Origin of the sequence: Trebonia sp. (assembly GCF_049794275.1) — a bacterium.
In the GTDB taxonomy this organism is placed as follows: domain Bacteria; phylum Actinomycetota; class Actinomycetes; order Streptosporangiales; family Streptosporangiaceae; genus Trebonia.
In genome coordinates, this window is record NZ_JBARCR010000888.1 from 1 (window position 1) to 6,162 (window position 6,162).

Annotated in this window: 5 protein-coding genes; 3 read left to right on the top strand and 2 right to left on the bottom strand. The window is 70.2% G+C overall.

The annotated features are described in order from the left end of the window. Positions 1-24: 24 nt before the first annotated feature. Entirely contained in the window at positions 25-1,935 is a 1,911-nt protein-coding gene (locus WA805_RS22855) for a glycoside hydrolase family 15 protein (RefSeq protein ID WP_425243371.1), read from the top strand. On the opposite strand, the gene WA805_RS22860 is transcribed toward WA805_RS22855, so the two are convergent. Together WA805_RS22860 and WA805_RS22865 are read right to left on the bottom strand one after the other, a co-directional pair. Next, a complete protein-coding gene (locus WA805_RS22860) occupies positions 1,919-3,130 on the bottom strand; it encodes a multidrug effflux MFS transporter (protein ID WP_422289933.1) in 1,212 nt (403 codons plus the stop codon). The genes WA805_RS22855 and WA805_RS22860 overlap by 17 nt on opposite strands. Before the next feature lie 50 nt (positions 3,131-3,180). Then, entirely contained in the window at positions 3,181-3,996 is an 816-nt protein-coding gene (locus WA805_RS22865; RefSeq protein ID WP_422276506.1) for a TauD/TfdA dioxygenase family protein, read from the bottom strand. Positions 3,997-4,156: 160 nt separating this feature from the next. Between WA805_RS22865 and WA805_RS22870 the strand changes: the two genes are divergently transcribed. After that, positions 4,157-5,572: a GDSL-type esterase/lipase family protein gene (locus WA805_RS22870; RefSeq protein WP_422339249.1), complete on the top strand. Its 1,416-nt coding sequence runs from the start codon at positions 4,157-4,159 to the stop codon at positions 5,570-5,572. An 81-nt stretch (positions 5,573-5,653) separates the two neighbouring features. Continuing rightward, the coding region (locus WA805_RS22875) for an FHA domain-containing protein (RefSeq protein ID WP_425243372.1) at positions 5,654-6,162 on the top strand (509 nt) is incomplete at its 3' end.

Sequence of the window (6,162 nt, forward strand, 5' to 3'; positions counted from 1 at the left end):
ATGAGGTCTGACATGATCTGAAGAGTGGCCGATGCGGCGGATGGGGTGACCATGCAGCGCTACCCGAACATCAGCGATCACGGTCTCATCGGAGACCTGCAGACGGCCGCCCTCGTGTCGACGGACGGCACCGTGAACTGGTTCTGCTGTCCGCGCTTCGACTCCCCGAGCGTCTTCGCGTCGCTGCTCGACGCCGACAAGGGCGGCTACTTCCGTATCGCGCCGGAAAACGAGTGCGTGACCAGGCAGCTGTACTTCCCGGACACGGCGGTGCTGATCACCCGGTTCATGTCAGCGGACGGGGTCGGCGAGATCTACGACTTCATGCCCATCGCGGGTAAGCGGGCAACCACGCGGCACCGGCTGGTGCGCCAGTGCCGGGTCGTCCGCGGCACGATGAAGTTCATCCTCGAGCTCCAGCCGCGGTTCGACTACGCGCGCGCCACGCACACCACGCAGCTGACCAATGACGGCGCGGTCTTCCGTGCCGAGGGCACCATCAGCGCGGCCGGCGGGGCGGGCGCGGCGGGCGAGCTCACCCTGCACATGTCCGGCAGCTCGGCCAGCTCGCTCGAAGAGCAGGGCGTGACCATGGAACGGGACGGCGACGGGCTGCGGGCCACCCGCACGCTGCGCACCGGCCAGTCCTGGGGCGTGATCCTCGAATCGGACGGCGGCGCGCCAAAGCGAGTCCATAGCGACGACATCCACCGGCTGCTCACCGACACGGTCTCGTTCTGGCGGACCTGGCTGCGCGGATCCACCTACCGCGGCCGCTGGCGGGACATGGTCGCCCGCTCGGCGATGACGCTCAAGCTCATGCAGTACGCGCCGACCGGCGGCCTGGTCGCCGCGCCCACCGCGGCGCTGCCCGAGCAGGAGGGCGGCGAGCGGAACTGGGACTACCGGTACACCTGGATCAGGGACGGCTCGTTCTCCATCTACGGCCTGCTCGGCCTCGGCTTCACCGACGAGGCCGAGGGGTTCGCCACCTGGCTGCGCGACCGCGCCGCCGAGCATGCGGGCGACGCGAGCGGCCCGCTCAAGATCATGTACCGCGTCGACGGCTCCTCCGACCTGACCGAGGAGATCCTCGGTCACTTCGAGGGGTGGCGCGGATCCAAACCGGTGCGGATCGGCAACGGCGCCGCCGACCAGCTGCAGCTCGACATCTACGGCGAGGCGATGGACGCGCTGGCCCTCGCCGACAACAACGGCGTGCCGGTCGCCCACCAGAACTGGCTGAAGATCGCCAGCTTCATCGACTGGCTGTGCGAGCACTGGGACCAGCCAGACGAGGGCATCTGGGAAACCCGCGGCGGCCGGAAGAACTTCGTCTACGGACGGCTGCAGGCCTGGGTGGCGCTCGACCGCGCGATCAAGATGTCGCAGAAACGGGCCCGGCCGGCCGACGTCACGCGCTGGACGGCCGAGCGGGACGCCGTCTACAACCAGGTCTTCGATCAGGGCTGGCACCCTAAGATCGGCGCCTTCACCCAGTTCTACGGCAGCGAGGTGCTCGACTCCTCGCTGCTGATGATGCCGCTGCAGGGCTTCATCTCGCCCAAGGACCCGATGTGGCTGCAGACCCTGAACGCCATCGACCGCGAGCTGGTCTCCGACAGCCTCGTCTACCGCTACAACCCGAGCGCCTCACCGGACGGGCTGGCGGGCAACGAGGGCACGTTCTCGCTGTGCACATTCTGGTACGTGGACGCGCTCGCCCGTGCTGGCCGGCTCGAAGACGCCGAGCTGACGTTCGAGAAGATGCACACCTACGCCAACCACCTCAGGCTCTACTCGGAGGAGATCGGCAGCACCGGGGAGCAGCTCGGCAACTTCCCGCAGGCGTTCAGTCACCTGGCCCTGATCAGCGCCGCGGTGAACCTCGACTACCAGCTGGACCACGGCGCCGGGATCACGCCCGACGGGTAATCAGCACCTGGCCGGCCAGCGCCGCCACGCAGAGCACGCTGAGCAGCACGCCCGCCAGGGTGGCGCCGCCCTGGCCGCCGAGGCCGGCCAGCGGGGAGAGCGCCGCGCCGAGCAGGAACGGCAGCGCGCCCAGCCAGGCCGATGCCGTGCCCGCGATCGAGCCCTGATCTGCCAGGGCAAGCGCGGTCCCGTTCGGACGCGCCATTCCGAAAGAAGCCACGAAAACGAAGAGCGGGACGAGCAGGACCGCCAGCGGCGGATGCCCCGTCAGCGCCGCGGCCAGGAATGCGACCGCGCCAGCGGTCATGACGAGCAGCGACGCGCGGACGACCCGCGCCACCGGCAGCCACCGGATCAGCCGGTTGCCGAGCTGCGCCATCGCGACCAGCCCTACGGAGTTGATGGCGAAGAAGAGACTGAACACCTGCGGCGACTGCATGTACGCGTCCTCGACGATGAAGGGCAGTGTGGAGATGTACGTGATCAGCGCCGCGGTGCCGAACGTGACCGCCAGCGCGTTGCCCGCGTACTGCCGGTCCCGCACCAGCGTCCGCGAGTCGGACAGGAGCTGGCGGAACCTGGGCGGCGTGCGACGTCTGGGCGGCAGCGTCTCCGGCAGGAACCATCCGGCGACCAGCAGCACCAGGCCGACCGCGGCCAGCACCCCGAACACGCCGCGCCAGCTCGTGACCCGCAGCACCTGACCGCCGATCACCGGCGCGAGCACCGGCGCCAGGCCGAAGACCAGCATCAGCGAGCTGAGCACGCGGGCCAGCTCGGTCCCCTCGTACAGGTCGCGGACGATCGTAAGGCTGAGCACCACGCCGACCGCCCCGGCCATGCCTTGCAGGAACCGGAACACGATCAGCGACCAGATGTCCGGCGCCGCCGCGCACGCCACGGACAGCACCACGAACGCGACGAGGCCGACGAGCAGCGGCCGACGGCGCCCGATTCCGTCGCTGACCGGCCCGGCCACCAGCTGGCCGACCGCCAGCCCGGCCAGGCACCCGGACAGCGTGAGCTGCACAAGCGACTGCCCGGCGTGCAACGCCGCCGCGATCGTCGGCGTGGCCGGCAGGTACATGTCCATGGCGAGCGGCCCGAACGCGGAAAGGCCGCCGAGCACCGCCAGCATGCCCAGTCGGTGCTTAGGGCTCTGGCGTGCGGAGATGTCCGCAGCTTGGTCCACCATCGTGGATCAGAACACGAACATTTGGGTCATCGTGCGACGAGGCAAGGCGGCTAAGCCGCCGGGATCGGCTTGGTGCCGGCCAGCAGGATGCGGTGCATCACCCGGCGCTGGCCCTGGTAGTCGTTCACCGCGAAATGCCACGTCTGCCTGTTGTCCCACATCGCGATCGACCCGGGCGCCCAGTGGAACCTGGTCACGAACTCCGGCCGGATGCCGAACTCGAACAGGTACCGCAGCAGCGGCAGCGACTCCCGCCGGGTCCAGCCCTCGAACCGCATCGTGAACTCCGGGTTCACGTACAGCACGCGCCGTCCCGTCTCGGGGATCAGCCGGACGACCGGGTGCACCGGCCCCTCCGCCGCGTCGTACTCCGCGATCGACGGCTCCGGCGGGTCGGTCTGCCCGTAGCTCAGGCCGAGCTTGCGCACGTTGGAGTGGATCGCCCGCAGTCCGAGCAGCGTGGCCCGCAAGCCGGAAGACAGCGCCTCGAACGCCGGGCCCATCCCCGCCCACTGGGTGTCACCGCCCCACGACGGGATCTCTTCCGCGAACAGCATCGTGGCCACTGGCGGCTCGTCGAAGCAGGTCATGTCCGTGTGCCAGCCCTCGCCGATAGCGCGGGTCTGCTCGGGTTCCTTGCGCAGTTCCTGCTTCACCCGGATCGTGCCGAGCTTGGTCGCGAACCGCTCGCGCTGCTCCTCGTTCAGGTGCTGGTCGCGGAAGAAGATGACGCCGTGCTCGGCCCACGCCTGCCGGACCGCCTCGTACGTCTCGTCCGGGTACTCCCGGGTCAGGTCAAGCCCGCGGATCTCCGCGCCGATCAGCCCGCCCGTCTTGTGCGCTTCAGGCAGCGTCGCAGTCTCCATGCGTCCATCATCGGCCGGCCGCCGCGTCGGCGGAATCGGTGCAGCGCACAGCGGCCCCGCGCAAGAACGCGCGCCGAGCCACAAACCCGGGCCTGGGGTAGGCCGCCATGCCCTTGGGTACATTCAAGGCGACATGCCCAAGGGAACGATTTCGGTAGTTTTGCGAAGAATCAGAACAGTCTCCTTCTACGTACTCACATTCCTCATCATCACCGCGGGAGCCATCTGGCTCGCGCTGCGCATCACCCCGCTGCAGACGGTCTCGGCCGCCGGGCAGACGGCCCAGGTCGGCGCCACCCTCCCGAACGCCAGCGTGCAGGGGCCCGGCGAGCTCGACTTGTTCGGCCAGGTGATGGCGACCAAACCGCAGTTCACCGGCCCGATCAGGCCGCGGCTGGCGCTCGACCACATCACGATCGACCCGCAGGTCGTGCAGATGCTGCGCAGCGACGGGCCGCAGAAGGTCGAGCTCACGCTCAGCCAGCAGCTAGCGTCCGGCTGGGAACGGTACTTCCTGTGGGAGACGCTGATCGCGGCCGGGTTCGCCGCTGTGCCGCTGATCGCGGTGGCCGCGGTTCGCAAGCGGCCGAAGATCTGGAAGATGCTGGCCGGCGGCCTCGCGGTTGTCTGCGCGGTGAACGTCGGCGGCATCCTGCTGACCGCGTCCGGCACGCCGAAGGTGCTGCGCAGCGTCAAGACGCTCGACGACCTGGTGGGCGCGGACCCGCTCGTCGAGCCCGCGCCGGTCGGCAAGCCGCAGCCCGGCGTGCAGGCGGTCGTCATCGGCGACTCGACCGCGGCCGGCTATGGGCTGCCCTGGGGACCGCACCCGAGCGACGAGGACAAGGCCTGCGGCCGTTCCCCCGACGCCTACGCCAGCGACCTGGCGACGGCGAACAACTGGAACGTGCTGAACCTGTCCTGCGGCAGCGCCACGATCCTGAACGGGCTGCTCGGTCCCGAGGTGCTCTCCAACGGCCAGGTCGCCGCGCCGCAGCTGCCGCGGGCCGAGGCCGCCACGCACGCCAGGCTGATCATCGTCAGCGTCGGGGCGGACGACCTGTCCTGGTCGGTGATGACCCGGCTGTGCGCGGCCACCGCCGTGTGCAACGACAAGGTGTCCAGCGCCTACTTCAATCAGCTGCTCGACAACTTCACCAGGAACTACTACGACCTGCTCAGCGACCTGGACCGGCTGCCCGGGCACCCGGCGGTGCTCATCAACCAGTACTACGTGCCGTTCGGGTCGTCGATCCGCTGCCTGCACGGGTTCGGGATAACCCCGGCCAAGGAGAAGGTGCTGCTGTCCCGGCTCGGGCAGCTGAACAAGGCGCTGGCGCAGGGCGCGGGACTGTTCGGGTTCGGCGTCGCGGCACCGCAGTTCGCCGGGCATGAGCTGTGCACGCCCGACCCGTACGTGCAGGGACCTGACGACCCCGCGCCGCTGCACCCGAACGCGGCGGGGGAACTGGCGATCGCGCTGGCGGACGAGCAGGCGATGCCGTCGCTGTCCCCGGCGCCGGTGGTGCTGCCGACTCCGTCGCCGACCACGACCGTTTCACCCGCCCTGGGATAACGCGGACTCCCGGATATCACCCCCTCCGCGTTGCGATAATGCTCTGCACCAGGGGCTCGGGAGCACGGTCGGGGGTGGGATGTGAGCGACGTTCGGCGCTGCGGGTGGTGCGGTGCCCGGCTGGGGGCGCGAGACCGGATCTGTTTCAGCTGCCAGCGGCCGCTGTCCGAGCCGGTGCCGCTGGCCGAGCCGGTCGCGGCCGCTGCGCACCCGGCGCCCGCGCAGTCGCCAGGACTGCTGCGGCTCGAGGTCGCCTGGGGCCGGTACCGCAGAACGCTGAGCCTGCCGCCCACGGGCGGCACCATCGGCTCCACCACCGAAGCCGACGTGGTGATCCCCGCTCCCTTTCTCGCCCCGGTGCACGCGCGGGTCGTCCCGTCCGGCGATGGCTGGGCGGTCGAATCGCTCGCGGCCGGCGGCCGGGGGCAGGTGATGGTCCGCGGTGCCGTGGTGCCGATGGCCCCGATAGCCGAGGGCGACGTGTTCCGGCTCGCCGACCGGGTGGGCAACTTCGTCACGGTCAAGGTGCCGAACGGCGCCGCCAGGCCGGGGCGGCCTGGGTCGTCCGCCCGCCGCGGCGCCCTCCGCGC

Excerpts from the sequence above, each read along its gene's own strand:
- WA805_RS22860 (WP_422289933.1), bottom strand. The coding sequence starts at position 3,130 with ATGGTGGACCAAGCTGCGGACATCTCCGCACGCCAGAGCCCTAAGCAC.
- WA805_RS22865 (WP_422276506.1), bottom strand. The coding sequence starts at position 3,996 with ATGGAGACTGCGACGCTGCCTGAAGCGCACAAGACGGGCGGGCTGATC.